Raw genomic sequence first — 19902 nt, 5'->3', positions numbered from 1 at the left:
ATCCCCTCAATTTTGAGGGGATTTTTAAATTTAGTCATCATCCATGCTGGAAAGATCTCCGGCATCCAGATTCAATTCCCATGCTTTCAATACGCGGCGCATGATTTTACCACTGCGTGTTTTCGGCAGTTTATCCTTGAATTCAATTTCTCTCGGTGCAGCATGTGCAGCGAGTCCTTCTTTAACAAATACTCTGATCTCTTCTTTCAGCTCACCAGATTCGTCATACTCTTCTCTTAGAGCGATGAATGCTTTGACGATTTCACCTCTGACCGGGTCAGGCTTACCGATGACACCGGCTTCCTGTACTGCAGGGTGTTCAACAAGTTTCGACTCTATTTCAAACGGTCCGACTCTTTCACCGGCAGTCATGATTACATCGTCCACTCTGCCCTGGAACCAGTAATAACCATCTTCATCTTTGTAGGCGGAGTCACCGGATACATACCATTCACCTACGAAATAAGAATCATATTTAGGCTTGTTCTTCCATACTTCCCTCATCATCGCAGGCCAGCCTGATTTGAGTGCCAGGTTGCCCATTCTGTTTGCCGGCAGTTCATTACCGGAATCATCTATGATCGCCGCTTCAACACCCGGTACCGGTTTACCCATGGAACCGGCTTTAATATCCATAGCCGGGAAGTTAGTGATCATATGAGCGCCCGTCTCAGTCATCCACCAAGTATCATGGATTCTCAAATTGAAAACATCCATGCCCCACTTGACTACTTCAGGATTCAATGGCTCCCCAACTGATAATATGTGACGCAGAGAACTCAGATCATACTGTTTGAGTACTTCATCACCGGCACCCATCAGCATACGGAGTGCTGTCGGCGCACTGTACCAGATTGTTATATTGAGTTCGTCAATCGCACCGTACCAGGATTCCGGAGAAAATCTCCCCCCGACGACGACGTTGGTAGCACGGTTCAGCCACGGGGCGAATATGCCATAAGATGTTCCGGTCACCCAGCCCGGGTCAGCAGTACACCAGTACACATCATCTTCTTTCAGATCCAGTACATATTTACCCGTAATATACTGTTGAACCATAGCATACTGGACATGGAGGACACCTTTCGGCTGTCCTGTGGAACCGCTTGTATAGTGAAGAATCATTCCATCTTCCTTATCCAGCCACTCTATATCGAAATCTTCTGATGCTTTATCAAAAGCTGCATTGAAATCCACCTGATCATTATTGTCAGTTTCACCGACGACGACAACCTTTTCAAGGTTCGGCAGGTCGTCTACAGGTATACGCCCGACCAGTTCAGGAGTAGTGATGATCACTTTGGCATCACTGTTTTCCATTCTGTCTTTAACAGCTTTTTCCATGAATGCTTCGAATAAAGGTCCGACAATCGCACCCAGCTTCAAAGTACCCAGTAAACTGAAATATAACTCGGGTGAACGCGCCATGAAGATAAATACACGATCCCCTTTTTCCACTCCCGCTTCATTCTTCAGTACATTCGCAGCTTTGTTGGATGCGATCTGCATATCTTTGAATGTATATGTGGATTTTTCATCATCATTTTTGTAAATAAAGGCTGTCTTATCTCCATAACCATCCTCAACATGCTTATCGATACACTCATAAGCCATATTGAATTTATTTGTTTCAGACCATGAAAAATTCTTTTCAATCTCATCCCAGTTGAAATTTTCATAAACCTTATCGTAATCATTTAAATTCGGATTTTGATCCGTTGCTTTGTAATGCTGTACTTTCATCTTAAATCCCCCTATAAGTTTTCTCATTTCTAATGATAGTATATAATAATATTAACGTACTTTTCAAAATTTTTAAATCTTATTAACCAGGAGGTGTGATTTGTGCAGCACCAAAAAACTTATCATCAGGAACTTCTCACTCTAAATGACCGGAAAATAGTTATCGAGGGACCTGTTTCCAGCGATACTTTAAAGACATACAGCTTTGATGATGGTTTGGATGCTTTCAGAAGACCAAAGGATCAGTTTGAAGCGATTTTGGAAATCGCCGATCTCGATGAAGGCAGAATCATAATAGCACGTGATGGCGAACATATTATTGGATATGTCACCTACCACTACCCTGACGAACTTGAAAGATGGTCTGACGGCAATCTGCCCTACCTCATTGAACTTGGCGCGGTAGAGATATCTTTAGGCTACCGCAGCGGCGGCATCGGTAAAAAATTGATTCAGCTGACAATGGAAGATTCGTTTGTAGAAAACTATATTATAATCACCACTGAATACTATTGGCACTGGGACTTGAAAAATAACAGTCTCAGTGTCTACGAATATAAAGATATTATGATCAATTTGATGGCAAGCGCCGGATTTGAAGTATTTCAGACCAATGACCCTGAAATCACGGCCCACCCCGCCAATACGCTTATGGCACGAATAGGCAACAATATTAAAAGGGAGCAAATGATGGAATTCGATAAAATCCGTTTTAAAGACCGCTTCTTTTTCTAATGCTGAGGAGGATATTAAATGTTAGTAGAAAGAATTATGACATCGCCTGTCCGGACGTTGTCCCCGGAAAATACAATTGAAGAAGCGCTCAATATGATGAGCCGGTATTCATTCAGGCATGTGCCCATCACCAATGAGGAAGATAAATTAGTCGGTATCGTTTCAGACAGAGATGTTAAAATGACACTGCCGTCCGTACTGTCTGATGAAGATCCCGTTATGAATCTGGAACAGCCGCTGTCCAGAATAATGAGGACGAACGTGACCTATTGCCATCCCATGGACTTCGTTGAGGAAATTGCCCTTGATTTCTATCATTTTGCGATTGGTGCGATTCCTGTGGTCAGAGAAGGTAAAATCGTCGGTATCGTTACACAAAAGGATATGCTTAACACTTTCCTGGAGCTGACCGGTATAAAAGAACCCGGATCGATCATTGAGATAGATATCGAAGACAAGACAGGCGTCATCTATGAAGTAGGAAAAGTATTCAAAGATTTGAACATTAGAATAATCAGTGTGTCAGTTTATAAGAATAAGGAAACCAAGGGGAATAAAATCATTGTATTACGCGTTCAGGCGATGAATCCGAAATTTGCAATACGAAGACTACAGGAACAGGGGTTCAATGTGCTGACTCCTGACAAAATGGGTTTGAGATGAAACCATTATATGTATATGATAAATCATTGCTTGAATACAGATTCAATGATCAGCACCCCTTTAATCAAATGAGAGTAAAAATGACAACTGATTTACTGACAGCATCAGGTTTTTTAAAAGAAGAAGACATCATTAAACCGAGAAAAGCGACTGATGAGGAGCTGCTGCTCACCCACCAGCCTGATTATGTAGAAGCAGTCAAAAAAGCCGGTGAAGGCTCACTTCCTGGGTCCCAGATGGAAAGTTACGGTCTCGCGGGTGAGGATACGCCAACTTTTGATGATATGCATGAAAAAAGTAAAATGCTGGTCGGCGCCACACTGACCGCTGTAGATGAAGTGGTGAAAGGCAATGCAAATAAGGTTCTGAGCCTTGCCGGCGGACTACATCACGGTTTTACCGGTCGTGCCAGCGGATTTTGCATTTATAATGATTCGGCGGTAGCCATTGAATATATGAGGAAGCATTACGGTCTGAAAGTCCTTTATATTGATACGGATGCTCACCACGGAGACGGTGTACAGTTTACTTTCTATAATACTAATGAAGTGATGACCTACTCCATTCATGAGACGGGAAGATACTTATTTCCGGGCACCGGTTCCACAACGGAAAGAGGCGGCGATGCAGGTTTCGGATTTTCAGTCAATTTACCTGTCGATGCTTTTACAGAAGATGAATCATTTTTAAGTATTTTTGAAGACAGTCTGGAAAATGCAATCATCAAATTCAAGCCGGATATCCTGATAAGTCAAAACGGAGTGGATGCACATTACAGAGACCCGATGACCCATCTCGCTTTGACTTCGAAATCATATGAAGAAATTCCGCGTATCGTCAACCGCCTCAGCGATGAATATACAGACGGCAAATGGATTGCTGTCGGTGGCGGCGGTTATAATATATGGCAGGTCGTGCCGAGGATGTGGGCACAGATATGGCTGGCGATGCACAATGAAAAACCACCCCGCGGCAAGCTGCCCGATGCTTTTCTAAAAAAGTATCAGGCTAAAAGCAAGGTCGAATTTCCGACATTGTGGGAAGATGATCTAAGTGACTTCCAGGAAATACCCCGGAAGAACGATATCACTGAAAAAAATGAAGGTATGCTGCAGAGAATTCTGATGTATCTGGAACAAATATAAAAAACCTCTGACTGGAGTTGTATATCGACTCCGACAAGAGGTTTTCATTATTTTGTTGAAGATCTGTACTCGATGATATAAGGCAGAATCACATTCGGTTCATCCACCGGTTCGTCTTTCATATACTTCGTCAACAATCTCATCCCCACCGCACCGATATCATACAGAGGTATCGCAATACTCGTCACAGGCGGACGCATCATGTGTACGAGATGCGTGTTGCTGCAGCTGACGAGCTGTAATTTATTCGGGAAACTGATACCGCGGTCCATTGCGCCGTGCAGCATACCGACAGCCGCTTCATCACTCATCGTGATAAGCACATCTATATTTTCCTCGTCAATGAGACGGTCGAATACATCCCTGCCTGCCTGATAATGAGTGGCCACTTCCTGGATGTACTCTTCTTTGAACGGCAGATTATTTTCCTTGTAAGCTTCTTTCAGCCCGTCTTCAATGTGACGTTCAAGCTGCTGGGAATAAAGCGCCTTGATGAAGAATATGTTCTTCGCGCCACTTTCAAATAAATGATTGGAGATTTCTTTGATCGCCTTGAAATAATCGATGTTTACCGACGGCAGATTTGCATCTTTCTCGCTCGTACCGCAAATGACGACAGGGACATTCGACCCCTTGATGTCTTCAATCGTCTCATCATTGAGAGTACCGCCGAGAAATACGATTCCGTCCACCTGTTTGCTGATCAAGTTTAAAAATGAATTTCTTTCCTTTACAGGGTCATTATCCGTATTTGCTATAATTGTCTGATAGTTATACATTTCTGCGATATCATCCAGCCCTCTTGCCAAAGATGAATAATACAGATTGGATATATCCGGTATGATCACGCCCACTGTCGTCGTTTTTTTGCTCGCCAAACCCCGAGCAACAGCGTTGGGCCTGTAATTTAATCTTTTAATGACTTCTTTAACTTTTTTCCTCGTCTCCGGCTTAACGTTAGGGTTGCCGTTAAGCACCCGGGACACTGTAGCCATGGATACTTTTGCTTCACGTGCTACATCGTAAATAGTTACTGTCATATGTACACCTCCTGAATAAATATGTAAACGTTTGTTTTTAATAATAACATGAATATGACGATGATTGCATCTTAATTACACTGATTGTTGTAATAATCACATAAAAAAATTAACCACATGTAAAACATGTGGTTAATCGGTGTTACTTATTATCTTTATCTTCTTCTGCATACTTGGACATGTCCACCGTTCTCGGATCTTGTGCACCTTCGTCGGCTACATCATCCTGTATCGCTCTCTTTTGAGCCTGAATCTCTTCTTCATCCATATTCTTTATGCGTTGTTTTTCTTCCAATTCGCTTTTCTTGGCAACTGCCTGATCTTTTTTATCTTCCACTTTGGAACGAAGTTCTTCAGTTTTCTGTTCTGCCTTGGCTTTCAGTGATTCAGTATCAGCACCGCCATCATCTTTTGAATTGAAAGTCTGGGTGAATCTGTTCGTTGTATCAGAGATGTCATCCCTTAACGCATCACCAGATTTCGGTGCCAGGAACAAACCGCCTATCGTGCCCACGGCGAGCCCTATTGCAAGACCGATCGTGAAGTCACGGCCTGTGGTGCTGTGGACCTGTTGTTCATATTCCTCTACACCATGTAAATGGCGATCTCTATTATAAGTTTCCATAATTTATAAAGACCTCCTTTTCAGTTTTATACAGTGGCTGTTAACGATTTTCGCCGGAATTGTCATTTCCCGTTGAAGGGGAATTCACCGCCACCGGCAGGTTTTCACCGTCTTCAGCTGACTGTGTATTCGTGTTATAAGCCTTGTTGCGTCGCTGTCTCATCTGCCATTTATCTGCAACTTCCATTGCAACGTTGGACCACTGGACAACTTGTGAAATCTTGTCTTCATTTTGTGAAATATTATGAGTGATAGAGTTTGTCACTCTATCCACTGAGCTGTTCAGGTTGCTGACTGAATCGCCCATGCCCTGAATTGCATCTACAACTGAATTCAGTTTCTGTGATTTACCCTGAACATCTTCAGTCAAGCGGTTCGCTTTATGAAGTAAATCTGTAGATTCTCTAGTGATACCTTGAATTTGACCTTCCACACCATCCAGTGTTTTCGCAATATGATCTAAATTCTTTTTAACAGGTAGTAAAACATAAGCTACTGCAATTGCAACAATCAATAAAGCAATCGCCGCTACTCCCGCAGCAATGGCTAATATAAGCTGCCAATCCATAATCAAACGCCTCCATCTTCTTTTTACAATTTTTTATTCATTATTTAAAATAGCCTAATTCGGCTGTGAGTAAACATATTTATTGCAAATTATGATAATAATTCTGTAAATCTTTTTTCATATTTTTGAATATCTCCTGCACCCATGAATATAATGACTGCATTTTGGTGATTATTCAATAATTCCAAATCGTCATCGTTCAAGACGGTGGCGCCGGGTATCAGTTCACTTAAATCCGCACTGGACAAATTTCCAGCCGCTTCCCTTGCAGAACCGAAAATATCGACAATATATGTTTTATCCGATTCGTTCAGTGCTTCGGCAAATTCATTCAGAAATTTTTCCGTCCTGGAAAAAGTATGCGGCTGGAAAACTGATACGATTTCTCTCCCTGGATATTTTTTACGTGCTGTCTCAAGCGTCGCCCTGATCTCTTTCGGATGGTGCGCATAGTCATCGACAAGAACCATATCATTGATATATGTCTCGCTGAAACGGCGTTTCACACCTCCGAATGTGAGAAATGCTTCTTTAATATTTTTCATATTCAGCGATTCGAAGTAGCACACAGCAATCACAGACAGTGAGTTCAATACATGGTGGTCCCCGTACATCGGGATGACGACTGTGTCCTTGTAGTCCTCACCGATGGTCACATCGAACACTGTACCTTTTTCAGTCGTTCTGATATTGGATGCGGTGACATCATAGTCGCCTTCTATGCCGTAAGTGTAAAGAGGCACATCGACACTGATCTTATTGATATTTTCATCACCACCGAAAGTGATGACCGCCTTTTTGACCTGCGATGCCATATCATTGAAAGCATCGACAACATCATCCAGGTCTTTAAAGTAGTCAGGATGGTCAAAATCGATATTTGTTATGATGGCGTAGTCAGGATAATAGCTCAGGAAATGTCTTTTGTACTCACATGATTCAAATGTGAAATAATCACTGCGTTTCAAACCGAAACCTGTACCGTCTCCGATTAAAAAGGTGGTTTCAACATCGCCGTTCATCACATGGCTCAAGAGGCCGGTCGTCGAAGTCTTTCCATGTGCGCCGGTGACCGCAATAGAAGTGAATCCTCTCATGAATTCAGCCAGGAACTCATGATATCTGATGACTTTGAAGTTACTGTCCATCGCCTTCTTGATCTCAACATGATCATCTTTAAATGCATTTCCTGCAATATAAGTATAGCCCTCTTCAACATTGTTCTCATCAAAAGACAGGATTTCTATCCCTTTATCTCTCAACTGGAATTCCGTAAAAACTTCCTTATCAATGTCAGAGCCTCGTACTGCATGACCCAGGTCATGCAGTACTTGAGCAAGGGCGCTCATGCCTGCACCCTTTATACCAATAAAATGAAATTTTTCCACAGGGACACCAAACTTTCTCAATATATTAAGGTTGTTGCTCGCGTATGAACGCTAAAATTTTATCCTTGGTTTCTTTTTCGATTTCGCCTCTGTTGACTCTGAGAGGTTTATTGGAAGTCGGAATCTGAATCAGCATATCATTGCCTTCCACCAGATGCTCTGCACCTTTGATCACTTGATTCCTGTCATCTTTGAAGGACACTTTTGTCTGCAGAAGCTGCAGAAGTTCATATCCCACTTTTGCAGCCGGATCGCCGTGCCTGATCAGAAGATGGATGCCAAGCGGCTTTCCTTTTTTAAGGATCTGCACCACAGCGTTTACCGCTTCATGGTTGTTGCTCTGGATAAGTTCGCTGAAATCGTCGATAACAATCACTATAACACTTTTTTTATTCGCATGACTGACACGCTTATTGAAACTGGATATATTTCTTACATGGGCGCGTCTGAATTGGTTTGACCTGGAATTTACTTCCTGCAAAATATCATCCAATGCATTCGGCGACCTGATTGAATCATGTTCACTGAACAGATAGTTCAGCTGTTTATAATCATCGTACATATCGTTGCTTGTGACGAATTTAAACTTCAGATCATGGGCAGTATGGTTCATGAGCATCGAAATGATGAAATTGTCAATCAGATGGGCTGCCTCATCATTATTTCCGCTGTATACCAGCAGATGACCGGCTTTTGGCAGTTCATAGCTGAAAATCTGGTCATCGACAATTTTGCCCAGCACGAATTTATAATCATTTTTTCTCAGCTTCAAACTGCTTTTTTGAAATAATGTGCTGAAGTATATCGGCATCGGTTCCTTCAAGGGAATCTCCACACCGATATGGCTTGTACCGATGATCGGTGCAACGACCCGCATTTCTTCAACAGGCAGGTAAGGCAGTATGTGCGCTTTGAGTTTTGAAATATTGCTGATTCTGAAATTCCGGTTTAATTTTAATTCATGTGTTCCGATGATGCCGTTTGATTTATATTGATTGATACTTGCCGGCACACCGTTTGCATTGAAAGCCTGGACAATCGCCTCGCTGAGTTCTTTTTCCTCAACGGCATAGTTCTTTGCCTGCATCCTGCCCAGCATATTCATTGACGGCAGGCTGACGGTCGGCCCCTGGCGTTTTTCGGATGATGCCTTCAATTTTACAGGGGTGCCCATCGTGTGGGTCGGAATTTTTTCTTCCTTCAATGACTTTTTATTTTTTGTCAGAGGTTTGATGGCTGATTTTAAATTTTGAGAATTTCTGGATTCGGCTTCCTCTTTCCTTCTCTTCACCGCAGCTTCTCTTTTGACATTATCACGGTGTTTTTTACGATTCCTTTCTTTTACAATATCGCGGATGATGACTGACTGGATATCATCATAGTTCGTGTCATCCGGATGTTCAGGAGTTTCCGGTACCGGTTCATTATTTTTATCAACATCATCTTTTTTCAGACCATGAACAGGCGACGGGATCTCCCTCGCCTTTTTCAATATGAAGCTTGATTTATTTTTATCCGGTAAATTCGTCGATTGATGAGGCTGACGTCTTCTGTCCCTTCTGACGAACCCCTCGGCATCATGACTCTCCGGTTTTTCAACCGGCTGATTTTTAATATCATCGTCTAGGTCAAGCGGAAATCTGAAGCGCTCTTCTGTCAGCTTTTCTTCTGCATCCACAGGTTTAAATTCTCTTCTTTTCCTTGATCTCGCCATAATCTCACCCTTAATTCACTGCAAATGATTGACCGACTTCATAGTCATCACTTAACACATAGATTCCGTCAATCCCATCATCTTCAAGATTTAATTCTTTTTTTGAACAAATCATGCCGTTCGATTCAACACCTCTGAGTTTGGAAGGTTTGATGTACATACCGTCCGGCATCCATGCCCCGACTTTCGCCACGACCACTTTCTGGCCGGCATCGACATTCGGTGCCCCGCAGACGATTTTCAAATTGTCATCCCCGACGTCCACCTGGCACACATTGAGCTTGTCGGCATCAGGGTGCTGTGATTTTTCAGAGACATAACCGACAACAAACTTAGGACTCAGATCCGCTTCAATCTTTTCTTCGCCTGCCCCTGTTAAAATTTCATTGATTTTTTCAAGATGTGCTTTTGTCGGAGTGATATTTACAACATCTTCCTCAAGCTCAAATTTACCTGAAGCGTTGAAAATGTTCAAACCGATGATCTCATCATTTTCCTTGATGACTGTAACTCCGTCGTGATGTGTATAGGACGGTGTTTTCGGACTTCTTAAGGATACTAGCAGTACGTCACCAACATAAGCATTATTATAAGTCAGTTTCATTTAATTCCCTCTTTTTGAATTCTTTTGTTTACCGAGTATGAATACCGGCTGCAATCTTTTGTCCTTGTACGAGAATGACAGTGATGTGATCGGCGTCAGTCCTTCTGCAAAGTACTGCATCATCATCTGGGCCATGATATCGTAACCCACTTCATTTTTGACATCGGCGATTATGAGCACGTCCTGGTGCGGAAGACCCACCATCATCTCCCCTTCACATATTTCATGCATATCATTCAAAAACTGTTCATTGAGAATTCTTGATGCATCGTAGCCGTCATTATGATTCACAAAATAAAAGTCATTTTCCTGTACAGTCTGTTTTTTATAATCTATTTTCATATTGCTCAGATTATTGTAGGCAAGGACTCTGATATCTTCGTGGCTCATGCCGAATGATTCTGCAAGTTTCTCATCAATCAGACGGTAGCTGTTTTTAAAGTCCATTGCATAATATACCCTGGTCTCATTCGTGTGATCATCCATGATGAATTTCAGTCCGCTTTTTGTCTCGTCATAAAAGCTTGTCGATCTGACGACCGGATAGATCATGGACTGGTCCAGATCGACAGACTCATCTTCCATGCGGCTTAATGTCTCATCGATATAGTAGATGATTTCATCCACAAACTTATCATCATTTTTGGCTTTTTGAGCCGCTTTTGCAAGTTCTATATCGACACCTTTTTTATTATCCTTACGCTCGATTCTGAGTTCTTCATCTTTCCTGTTGAATTTGAAATCAAAATCAGCGCGTTTTGCATTCAGTTTTTCCAATATTAAATCTTTCAGTTTAAAAACATTCATCAGAATGCCTCCATTACATTTCTACTTAGTTTTAATGCTGTAAAATCTGGTCTCCGTCTTTGATCATTCCGAGCTGTCTCATCAGAACATAGATCAGATAGGTGACCACTGCCGGCAGAATGATGTGGAATACAAGAATCAGTACAATCACTTCCACTGACATTCCCATTGTTTCTATCGCCATTATCTGTCCGACAAAACCGCTCGTCCCCATTCCTGCACCTGCAGCATTGTTTTCCATCGGGAAGAACACGGTCATTATTGGTGCAATGATTGCGCTTGCGAGTGTCGGTGGGACGACGATAAACGGATTTAAAAATATATTCGGCACCTGCAGCATTGAAGTGCCGACCCCGATTGAAATCAGGCCGGAAACTCCGTTATCCCTGTAGCCCTGGACGGCAAAGCCGACCATATGGCAACAGCAGCCGATTACTGCGGCACCTGCAGCCAGACCGCTGATTTCAAGCATCAGGGCAAGCGCAGCACTGGATAACGGTGCCGTCAGCATCAATCCGAAGACCACCGCAACCAGCGTGCCCATTACAAACGGCTGCTGGTTGGTGGCAAATACGATGAAGTCTCCGACACTCGTCATGAAATCACCGATCCACGGGCCGACAAACTGCGCCACCGAGTATGCAGCAGTTATAGTCAGGAGCGGTGTGACTATTATATCTATTTTAGTTTTCCCGCTGTACAGGCGGCTGATTTCAACCGCTGCGATACTTGCGATGAAACTGCCTGCCGCACCGCCAAATTCATATGCGGCGTAACTGACGACCACAGTTGAAAACACAACGAGCGGCGGCGCCTTCAGACCATAGCTGATGGCGGCGCCTATCGCCGCCCCGGTCAATGCCATGGCCACCGCTCCGATTTCCGTCATGAATGACAAAAACGGGATATAAGTCCCTATCGTATCCATGATCAGCCCGATGATCAGAGAAGAAAACAATCCTAAGGCCATAAAGCTCATTCCATCAATAAACCAGCGTCTTAATAATTTTCTCATATGATTACCCCGTCCGCTCAGTGGCCGTTTAAAGTATCAACGACTTCAGAATCTACGCCCTTCACCAGCTCCGACAGGAACTTGTGTGCTTCTTTATAATCATTATAGTCGATGATCGAGTGTGAAGTGTGGATATAGCGGGCGCAGATACCGACAACTCCAGAAATGACACCTTCATTGGAAACATGTATACTGCCGGCATCCGTACCGCCGGGTGAAGTATAATACTGATATTTTATATTATTTTCCTCTGCAGTATCAATCATATACTCTCGCATCGGCTTGGATAATATCATTGAACGGTCCATTATGCGCAGTAAAGTGCCCTCGCCGATTTTACCGGTATCATCCTTTTTACCCATCATGTCGTTTGCCGGAGAGCAGTCCACGACAAACGCAACATCAGGCTTGACCATATTGCTGCTCACTTTGGCGCCTCTTAGGCCCACTTCTTCCTGGACGTTTGCACCGACGTACAGATCACAGTCCAGGTCCACATTTTTAAGAGATTCCAGAACTTCTACCGCAATGAGACAGCCGTATCTGTTATCCCATGCCTTGGCCAAAAGCCTGTTGTCATTTTCCATCACTTCAAACTGGACATCAGGGACGATCGAGTCACCGACTTCGATGCCCATTTCCCTCAGGTCGTCCTCGCTGTCGGCACCGACATCGAAAAGCATATCTTTGATCTCAGTCTTTTTATCCTTTCCGCCTTTACGGAAATGGATCGGCACACTGCCGACGATGCCTGTGATTTCTTTATCATCACGTGTACGTAATTTCAATTTCTGGCTTAATAGCACATCGCTCGACCATCCGCCGAGCGGTACAAATTTTATAAGGCCGTTCTTTTTGAGTTCTGTCACCATGAAACCAACTTCATCCATATGTGCTGCAATCATCACTTTTGGTGCATTTTCCCTCCCACTCCTCTTGACGGCAAAGATTCCGCCCAGGCCGTCGGTGATGATTTCATCGGAAAGCGGCTCAAGCTCTTTTCTCAAATATTCTCTTACAAGATTTTCAAAGCCCGGCGCCCCGTGCAGCTCAGTCAAAGTTTTCATTCTGTCCAAAGTTTTTTGTGATAAATTCATGATAATTCCCCTTTATGATGATATTCATTTATTTCATATGGTAAACTACATTTAAGGAGGTAGTTTTATGTCAAAACGTAGAATATTTTTATTATTTACAGTCATCGCTTCTGTACCGGCATTAATCTGGTTTTTTCTTTACAGGACAGTTGATGCCCAAAAAGTAATTGACGGTTTACATTTACAATTCGATGATGTTTCATTCATCTCTCTGGATTACCAGACGGACGAGAGAAACTTCCTTGGAATGAAATCCAAAGTGATCAACGGCGTCGTCCATGTTGGTGAAGGTGAAGATGTTTCAAAATACCAGTTTACGGCTGATGCTTATACAGGTGAAATCATGGAGATTACTAATCAGTAATCTCCTGTTTTTTTTTTGCCTTTTTATATTCTGCCGTCTTCCTTCAGCTTTTCAATGGTCTTATGAATACGCTCCATGCCGGATTCAATGCGCATTCTGCTGGACGCAACGTTCATACGGAAACGTCCGTTGTCGGCAATATCGTATATATGGCCCGGTGACACTGCGATACCACCCAGATCTACAAGCGCCTTATGCATCTCGGCATCTTCAATTCCGCACTTCTCAAAGCTGATCCATGCTAAATATGTGGACTCCGGTTTTTTGAATGACAGATACTCGGACAGATGTTCATTGATATATTCCTCGATATAGTCAAAGTTCCCTTCCAGATGATCGTTCAGTTCATCCACCCATTCACCGCAGTCCGTATATGCAGCGTCAATCGCCGCCAGCACAAGACTGTTGGCCGTGCCCACATTGTAGCGGTGGTCATATTCATAGACGATCTTATTTCTAAGCTCTTTATTTTTAGTGATGAAATATGAATGCGGTATGCTTGCCAGGTTGAAAGTTTTCCCGAGGCCGGTCGTCACAATGATCGGATCGCCCTCGTCCATCAGTTCGGCCATGGAGACAAATTTCTCTTTCGGTCTTACGAAATCCATATGAATCTCGTCACTGATGAAAAAGACGTCATTGCGAAGACAGATATCCTTCATCTTCTGCAGGTCTTCTCTTGACCAGACTTTCCCTGTCGGGTTATGCGGATTACAATGGACGAAGACTTTGTTTTCAGGTGCACGGCACAGTTCTTCAAAATGTTCGAAATCGAAGGCGTACTCATTGTCCTCTTCGATCAGAGAACACGGCACCACCTTACGGTCATTGCCCTTCAACACTTTCAAAAACGCATTGTATGTCGGCATGTTCAAAATGACACCGTCACCCTTGTCGGAGTGGAGGCGCACCGCCTCGCTCACCGTGTACAGGACAGACGGCGCATATGTGATCATGTCATCCGTCAGATCTACATCGTAGCGGGATTTCCACCACTGTTTGACAGGTCCGTAAAACTTGGAGTTCTTCCAGATCGTATAACCGAAAATGCCGTTATCCAGCCTTTTTTTCATTGCTTCTGTAATGGCTTCAGGTGTTTCAATATCCATATCAGCTATCCAGAATGGTGCGAGCCCCGTACGTCCGAATAACGGCTCCGTTCCTTCATACTGAATACTGTAAGTGCCTTCTCTGGTCGTTTCTTTATCGAAATTGAACTTGCTCAAAAGCTTCCCCTCCACGTATAATTTCTTCACACTATATTTTATCATTCTTTACCGATAATTACATTGCAAAGAAAAAAAGCATCTTAAAAAGATGCTTTCAATAAATATATTCTGCTGCCGTTCCTTGAGAATTTCTCTTCATACTCGGTACGTATATTGTCTTCCGGCTCATCATCGTGCAGGTCAAGCCGGATGTCCTCGAACTTCATACCGTATTCGTTCATGCTTTGTAAGCTGTACTCGAATAAACCCCGATTGTCTGTTTTAAACTGCAGGCTGCCGTCTTCATCCAGAAGATGATGATACTGCTTTAAGAATGTATGGTAGGTAAGACGTCTTCTGGCATGCCTCGTTTTCGGCCATGGGTCTGAAAAATTCAAATAAATCCTGGAGACTTCACCGTCATTCAGGTAGTCACTGATGAAGTTCGCATCCAGCAGTGCCAATCTGATATTTTTCAAATCCAGTTCAATGATCTTTTCGACCACCCTGATGATGACGTTTTTATCCAGTTCGATGCCGAGATAGTTGATATTGGGATTGTCTGCGGCAAGTTTAGTAATGAATGTCCCCATGCCCGTCCCGACTTCAATGTGCAGAGGCTGGTCGGTGTCAAAAAAGTTTTTGACTTTATTTTTATAAGTCATTTCTGTATCCACAATATGGCCATTGTCCTTCAAATAATCCATGGCCCATGGTTTGTTACGAATTCTCATCCTGCTGCTCCATTCACTTTTCCACTAGATGAACCGATCTCTTTTAATCACGTGATTCAAGAACAGTATCCAGTCGTTCATATCTTTAAAACGCTTATGGTCTTCATACCATTGCACCATCGTAATTGCCTGGACCAATGTGTACCATTTCATGCGTTTTCTTAAATCTCTATCATATTTTATGCCGTATGATTCCAGCCATTCATCCCATTTATCCGCCGGAACATAAGTGTAAAGGATGATACCGATATCTATTGCAGGGTCTGCAATCATCGCGCCTTCCCAATCTACTAAGAATAATTCATCCTGATCGGACAGCAGCCAATTGTTATGATTTACATCACCGTGGCAAACTGTACTCAATGATTGATCCAGTTTTGGAATTTCATTTTCTAAATATTGAATGGCACTTCTTACAGTGTGGTGTGCATTCACTTTAGGGGATAATGAAGATTGAATCTTATTCAATAATAAGTCGGGTAACATCGGTTTCATGCCTATTTTCTTAAGCATAGTCAACAACGGTCCTGATGAATGAATTTTCTTCATCAACGCTGCCACCCTGTTTGAAGACATCTCTTCATGGGTCAGCTCACGGCCATTCTTCCAATGCTGTGCTGTTACGACCTCTCCCGTTTCTATGCGTTTCGTCCAAACCAACTTCGGCACTATACCTTCTGCTGATAGTGCTGCTATAAAGGGGCTGGCATTGCGTTTCAGAAAGAGCTTCCGGCCATCCTGTTCGGCTTTATAAGCCTCACCTGATGCACCGCCTGCGGGGTCCAGTGTCCAGCCGAGCTGATAGAAATGCTCCAAATTCCACACCTCTCTTCGTCCTTAAAAGACGCTAAAATAATTATATATTATAGCGCCCTTTTTTTGTTTCGTGATTAAAATAATATAGTGTTTGCGGTGTGATTTCAAGACTCATATTTTTTAATTTATATGACAACAGCAATAGAACAGCCGTCAAAGTCACATATTATAAGGCTTCATCATACTTTAAAAATATAAGTGTAATATCACTCGTTAACTTTATTTAACTGAATTTAATAGTGTGATTTTTTTATTAAAGTATTCCTGCAGCTGCTGCGTGACCCGCCCTGGCTTACCGTCACCCACAGATCTGCCGTCCACTTTGACGACCGGAATGATTTCCTGGGTTGTGCTGGTATAAAATACTTCATCCGCTTCACTCATATCCGATACTGTAAACCCTTCTTCCCTGACAGCGATATCGTACTCTTCTGCCAGTCCGAGGACCACTCTCCGGGTAATGCCATTCAAAATCAGATTGTTGGCAGGGTGTGTGAACAGCACTTCATTTTTCACCATGAAGATATTTGTCGAAGACCCTTCTGTCACCACACCGTCACGGTGCAGTATCGTCTCTTTGGCCCCCTGTTCCACGGCATGCTGTTTTTCCATGACGTTCGCAAGCAGGTTGAGGCTTTTGACATGACACTTCAGCCATCTGTAGTCTTCTGCGGTCACAGCTTCCACGCCCGAGTTCATCAGTGACAGCGGACGTTTTGCCTCTCTGATGCTTGCGTAGATGACCGGTTTCGTCAAATGCGGGAAACCGTGGTCACGCGGCGCAATCCCTCTCGATACCTGGATGTAGAGTGCACCGTTAAGAATAACGTTGCGATCTTTTATTTCGTGAAGTATTTCCACTACTTCAGCGCGGTTGACATCTCTGATCAGAATCTCTTCAGCACTTTGAAGCAGTCTGTCGACGTGCTCGTCAAAAGTGAAAAAATTGCCATCATAAATCCGGATGACTTCATAGACACCGTCGCCAAAATAAAACGCACGGTCTCCGCTTTTTATGCTCATTTCTTCATGGTTCATATATTGTCCGTTATAATAACTAATTCTCATCGGCTTCACCTTCTACACATATTCTAAAAATCGCCTCTAAGTAAATTGCAGTGGCTTTCAGCAGTTCATCAATTTTCATCGTTTCATTTTTCTGATGCATCGTATCTTTCGTGTCATTGAACATTGCACCGAATGCGACCCCTCTTTCGAGCGTCCTTGCATAAGTTCCGCCGCCGATCGTAAATGGTTCGGTATCATCTTCCACATGGTTCCTGTAGCTGTCCAGGAGTACTTTAACGAGCGGATCATCTGGATTTACGTAATGCGGCGGTTCATCGGAAAGATCTTCAATCGTGAACCCTTCACCCAGGATTCTGCTCTTAAGTGCATGGATGCCACTGTTGAAATCCAGTCCCTCCGGGTAACGCAGGTTGACTCCGAAACTTGCGCCGTCCACTTCCGTATAATTGATCATGCCCGTATTGACGCTGACTTCACCCATATCCTCATGAGTATGGGCCATATCAAATTGCTCGCCTTTATAATTGCCGACGATATATTTATTCGCAAAATCCAGAAAATTCATCGCGTTATCATCAAGTTCCATGGTACTAAGAAATTCAATCAGAATAAAACCCGCATTCACTCCTCTTTCAGGAGTCGAACCGTGTGCACTCTGTCCTTTGATTCTTATATTCAAAAAACCGTTATCGACTTCATAGCTGCCTTCAGCACCTGTACTTCTTAAAAAGCCTTCGAATGACTGGATGACTTCCGTCATATTCTGAATCACCTTAAGCTTTGCTTCCGCTTCTTCAGGCACCATATTATACCTTTCGCCGGAAATTAAAACTTTCAATTCAATATTGGGCTCTTCTTCATCCAGCATCGTATGTTTCTGCACTATATTGAAAGATGTAATGCCCTTTTCACCGTATATGAGAGGAAATGCAGCATCCGGCGCAAAGCCCGCAGCCGGCATCTCTTCGCTGGCAAAGTATGCTTTTGTACACTCCCAGTCTGACTCTTCATCCGTCCCGATAATCAGACGCGTCTTCAATTTGAAATCCACATTCTGTTCTTTAAGTATCTTCATTGCATAGTAGGCCGCCATAGTCGGCCCCTTATCATCCTGAATGCCACGTGCAGTGATGGAGTCCCCGGTGACTACAGGTTCAAACGGTTTATGATCCCATCCGCTCCCCGGGGGCACAACATCAACATGCCCCAGTACACCGAATATTTCACCGCCTTCGCCTGCTTCGATGTGACCCGCCAGATGATCGACTTCTTTCGTTATGAAACCATCCCTTTTACCGAGTTCGAGCATATAATCGAGAGCGGCTTTCGGTCCTTCTCCGACCGGTGCGTTTTCGCTCCTGTCCCCTTTTACACTTTCTATTTCCAATAACCCGACCAAATCTTTGATCAGTAAATCTTTATGCTGATTGACAAGTGCCTGAAAGTCCATGTCCGTTCATCCTTACCTATCGTTGTTTATTTTCAATGATAAATATATTTTAATATAAAAACAAGCAATCATAACCTTATATCAGAAAATTTCACAATAAAAAAACCGATTCATAAGAATCGGTTTTTGTATAAGATGATTATTTCTTATCATCTTCATCAAGATCTTCGTCATAAACGACATGGATATTGTGGTTATCATCAATTTCACCTTTGCCGCTGACAACTTCAGCATCCGTGTTTTCTTCAGGATGGACGAAGCCGCCTTCAGAATCGAAGTTGCCTTCTTCCTGATCGGTTGTCAGGTGGCCGTCTCCGTCTTCGGCATCAGGTTTTACACCATGCTTGTCCTTGTCGTCCTTTTTCACTTTGGACTGGACATTTTCTGCATATCCTTTCGGATCTTCTTTAGCTTTGTTGAACTCTGTTTTTGCTTTTTCCTGATACTGTTTGGCCTGTTCAGACATCTTATTCTGATAGTCCTTGGCCTGCTCTGTCGCTTTGGACTGCACGTTCTGTGCATATTGCTTCGGATCCTCTTTCGCTTTTGAGTACTCTTCCTTCGCTTTATCCTGAACTTCATGAGCTTTTTCAGTTACTTTATTCTGTACATTTTGGGCGTATTCTTTCGGATTCTCCTTCGCCTTGTTGTACTCGTTCACTACTGCATCCCTGTTGTCCTTTTCAGAGAGTTTTTTTACTGCTGCCGCCACACCGACGAGTGCAGCCAGTTTGACTAATCCATTAATTAATCTTCCCATTTAGATACACCTCTATTTAAATTTAGTTTTGAAGTGAATGAATTTCATAATTCTAACCCCATGTCTCCCAACAGTTTTGAGAGTTAAAAAAAGAAGCACCTCCCCAAATCTTGTATAATGGTAGTTGACGAACAAACCATAAAAAGACTGAAGGAGTGCTTCTTATGACCATTATACGACAACCAAGCTTATTTGGCATCCAGGAATTATATGACATGGCACCTCCCCAAAAATATGATGCCATTATTTCTACGATAAATTTGGATAAAATTTATCATGCAGTAACGAAAAAGTCCCGACTTGGTGCACCTGAAGAGTTGAACTATGCCGCCATGATTATTTCTATCTTTGTTAGATATGTTGAACGTATCCCGATGATAAAAGACCTTATCCAACG

20 protein-coding genes and 1 pseudogene are annotated in these 19902 nt (G+C 43.0%); 5 read left to right on the top strand and 16 right to left on the bottom strand.

The window, feature by feature from the left end; genetic code table 11:
• Positions 1-30: 30 nt before the first annotated feature.
• Positions 31-1743 carry an acetate--CoA ligase gene (acsA, locus tag BLR15_RS05720; protein ID WP_092985586.1) on the bottom strand — a complete coding sequence of 571 codons (1713 nt, stop codon included), beginning with the start codon at positions 1741-1743 and terminating at the stop codon, positions 31-33.
• A gap of 102 nt (positions 1744-1845) precedes the next feature.
• Here acsA and BLR15_RS05715 point away from each other — a divergent pair, with 102 nt between their 5' ends.
• From BLR15_RS05715 to BLR15_RS05705, 3 genes are read left to right on the top strand one after another with little or no spacing between them, the layout of a single operon-like run.
• Positions 1846-2478 carry a GNAT family N-acetyltransferase gene (locus BLR15_RS05715; RefSeq protein WP_092985584.1) on the top strand — a complete coding sequence of 211 codons (633 nt, stop codon included), beginning with the start codon at positions 1846-1848 and terminating at the stop codon, positions 2476-2478.
• Between the two features lie 18 nt (positions 2479-2496).
• Positions 2497-3141, top strand: coding sequence for a CBS and ACT domain-containing protein (locus BLR15_RS05710; protein WP_092985582.1), 645 nt, complete (start codon positions 2497-2499; stop codon positions 3139-3141).
• Positions 3138-4286: an acetoin utilization protein AcuC gene (locus BLR15_RS05705; RefSeq protein WP_092985580.1), complete on the top strand. Its 1149-nt coding sequence runs from the start codon at positions 3138-3140 to the stop codon at positions 4284-4286. The genes BLR15_RS05710 and BLR15_RS05705 overlap by 4 nt, the downstream gene beginning before the upstream one ends.
• 47 nt (positions 4287-4333) lie before the next feature.
• Here BLR15_RS05705 and ccpA read toward each other — a convergent pair whose 3' ends face one another.
• The 9 genes from ccpA to BLR15_RS05660 all read right to left on the bottom strand — a co-directional run bounded on the left by ccpA (position 4334) and on the right by BLR15_RS05660 (position 13144).
• Complete coding sequence (gene ccpA, locus BLR15_RS05700; RefSeq protein WP_092985578.1) at positions 4334-5326, bottom strand: catabolite control protein A; 993 nt, start codon at positions 5324-5326, stop codon at positions 4334-4336.
• Between the two features lie 142 nt (positions 5327-5468).
• Positions 5469-5951 (bottom strand): YtxH domain-containing protein, encoded by a 483-nt coding sequence (locus BLR15_RS05695; protein ID WP_092985576.1) that lies wholly within the window; start codon positions 5949-5951, stop codon positions 5469-5471.
• A 40-nt stretch (positions 5952-5991) separates the two neighbouring features.
• A complete protein-coding gene (locus tag BLR15_RS05690; protein WP_092985574.1) occupies positions 5992-6519 on the bottom strand; it encodes a DUF948 domain-containing protein in 528 nt (175 codons plus the stop codon).
• 89 nt (positions 6520-6608) lie between these two features.
• Positions 6609-7907 (bottom strand): UDP-N-acetylmuramate--L-alanine ligase, encoded by a 1299-nt coding sequence (gene murC / locus BLR15_RS05685; protein WP_092985572.1) that lies wholly within the window; start codon positions 7905-7907, stop codon positions 6609-6611.
• Between the two features lie 25 nt (positions 7908-7932).
• Positions 7933-9621, bottom strand: coding sequence for a DNA translocase FtsK (locus tag BLR15_RS05680; RefSeq protein ID WP_092985570.1), 1689 nt, complete (start codon positions 9619-9621; stop codon positions 7933-7935).
• A gap of 10 nt (positions 9622-9631) precedes the next feature.
• Positions 9632-10225 carry a YtpR family tRNA-binding protein gene (gene ytpR / locus BLR15_RS05675; RefSeq protein ID WP_092985568.1) on the bottom strand — a complete coding sequence of 198 codons (594 nt, stop codon included), beginning with the start codon at positions 10223-10225 and terminating at the stop codon, positions 9632-9634.
• Complete coding sequence (locus BLR15_RS05670) at positions 10226-11032, bottom strand: DUF1444 family protein (RefSeq protein WP_092985566.1); 807 nt, start codon at positions 11030-11032, stop codon at positions 10226-10228.
• 31 nt (positions 11033-11063) lie between these two features.
• Positions 11064-12047, bottom strand: a complete 984-nt coding sequence (locus tag BLR15_RS05665) for a PTS sugar transporter subunit IIC (RefSeq protein ID WP_092985564.1) — start codon at positions 12045-12047, stop codon at positions 11064-11066.
• Between the two features lie 17 nt (positions 12048-12064).
• Positions 12065-13144 carry a M42 family metallopeptidase gene (locus tag BLR15_RS05660; protein WP_092985562.1) on the bottom strand — a complete coding sequence of 360 codons (1080 nt, stop codon included), beginning with the start codon at positions 13142-13144 and terminating at the stop codon, positions 12065-12067.
• 67 nt (positions 13145-13211) lie between these two features.
• Between BLR15_RS05660 and BLR15_RS05655 the strand changes: the two genes are divergently transcribed.
• Positions 13212-13508, top strand: a complete 297-nt coding sequence (locus tag BLR15_RS05655) for a hypothetical protein (RefSeq protein ID WP_092985560.1) — start codon at positions 13212-13214, stop codon at positions 13506-13508.
• A gap of 23 nt (positions 13509-13531) precedes the next feature.
• On the opposite strand, the gene BLR15_RS05650 is transcribed toward BLR15_RS05655, so the two are convergent.
• The 6 genes from BLR15_RS05650 to BLR15_RS05625 all read right to left on the bottom strand — a co-directional run bounded on the left by BLR15_RS05650 (position 13532) and on the right by BLR15_RS05625 (position 19505).
• Positions 13532-14734 carry a MalY/PatB family protein gene (locus BLR15_RS05650; protein WP_092985558.1) on the bottom strand — a complete coding sequence of 401 codons (1203 nt, stop codon included), beginning with the start codon at positions 14732-14734 and terminating at the stop codon, positions 13532-13534.
• An 83-nt stretch (positions 14735-14817) separates the two neighbouring features.
• The gene (gene trmB / locus BLR15_RS05645) at positions 14818-15450 is read right to left on the bottom strand and encodes a tRNA (guanosine(46)-N7)-methyltransferase TrmB (RefSeq protein WP_092985556.1); all 633 of its coding nucleotides are present in this window, start codon (positions 15448-15450) and stop codon (positions 14818-14820) included.
• 24 nt (positions 15451-15474) lie between these two features.
• Positions 15475-16266, bottom strand: a complete 792-nt coding sequence (locus BLR15_RS05640) for a phosphotransferase family protein (RefSeq protein ID WP_092985554.1) — start codon at positions 16264-16266, stop codon at positions 15475-15477.
• Positions 16267-16485: 219 nt separating this feature from the next.
• On the bottom strand, positions 16486-17334 hold the full coding sequence (gene dat / locus BLR15_RS05635; RefSeq protein ID WP_092985551.1) for a D-amino-acid transaminase: 849 nt from the start codon (positions 17332-17334) through the stop codon (positions 16486-16488).
• Entirely contained in the window at positions 17324-18745 is a 1422-nt protein-coding gene (gene pepV / locus BLR15_RS05630) for a dipeptidase PepV (RefSeq protein WP_092985549.1), read from the bottom strand. Before pepV ends, dat begins: the two co-directional genes overlap by 11 nt.
• A 139-nt stretch (positions 18746-18884) precedes the next feature.
• Positions 18885-19505 (bottom strand): YtxH domain-containing protein, encoded by a 621-nt coding sequence (locus BLR15_RS05625; RefSeq protein ID WP_092985547.1) that lies wholly within the window; start codon positions 19503-19505, stop codon positions 18885-18887.
• 164 nt (positions 19506-19669) lie between these two features.
• Between BLR15_RS05625 and BLR15_RS05620 the strand changes: the two are divergent.
• Positions 19670-19902 (top strand): annotated as a pseudogene (locus BLR15_RS05620) (IS5/IS1182 family transposase); the annotation flags it as partial.

The sequence above is a fragment of the Lacicoccus qingdaonensis genome (assembly GCF_900101075.1).
Lineage (GTDB): Bacteria > Bacillota > Bacilli > Staphylococcales > Salinicoccaceae > Lacicoccus > Lacicoccus qingdaonensis.
The sequence above is the reverse complement of the archived record's forward strand: the minus strand, read 5'-3'. Positions and strand labels throughout refer to the sequence as shown.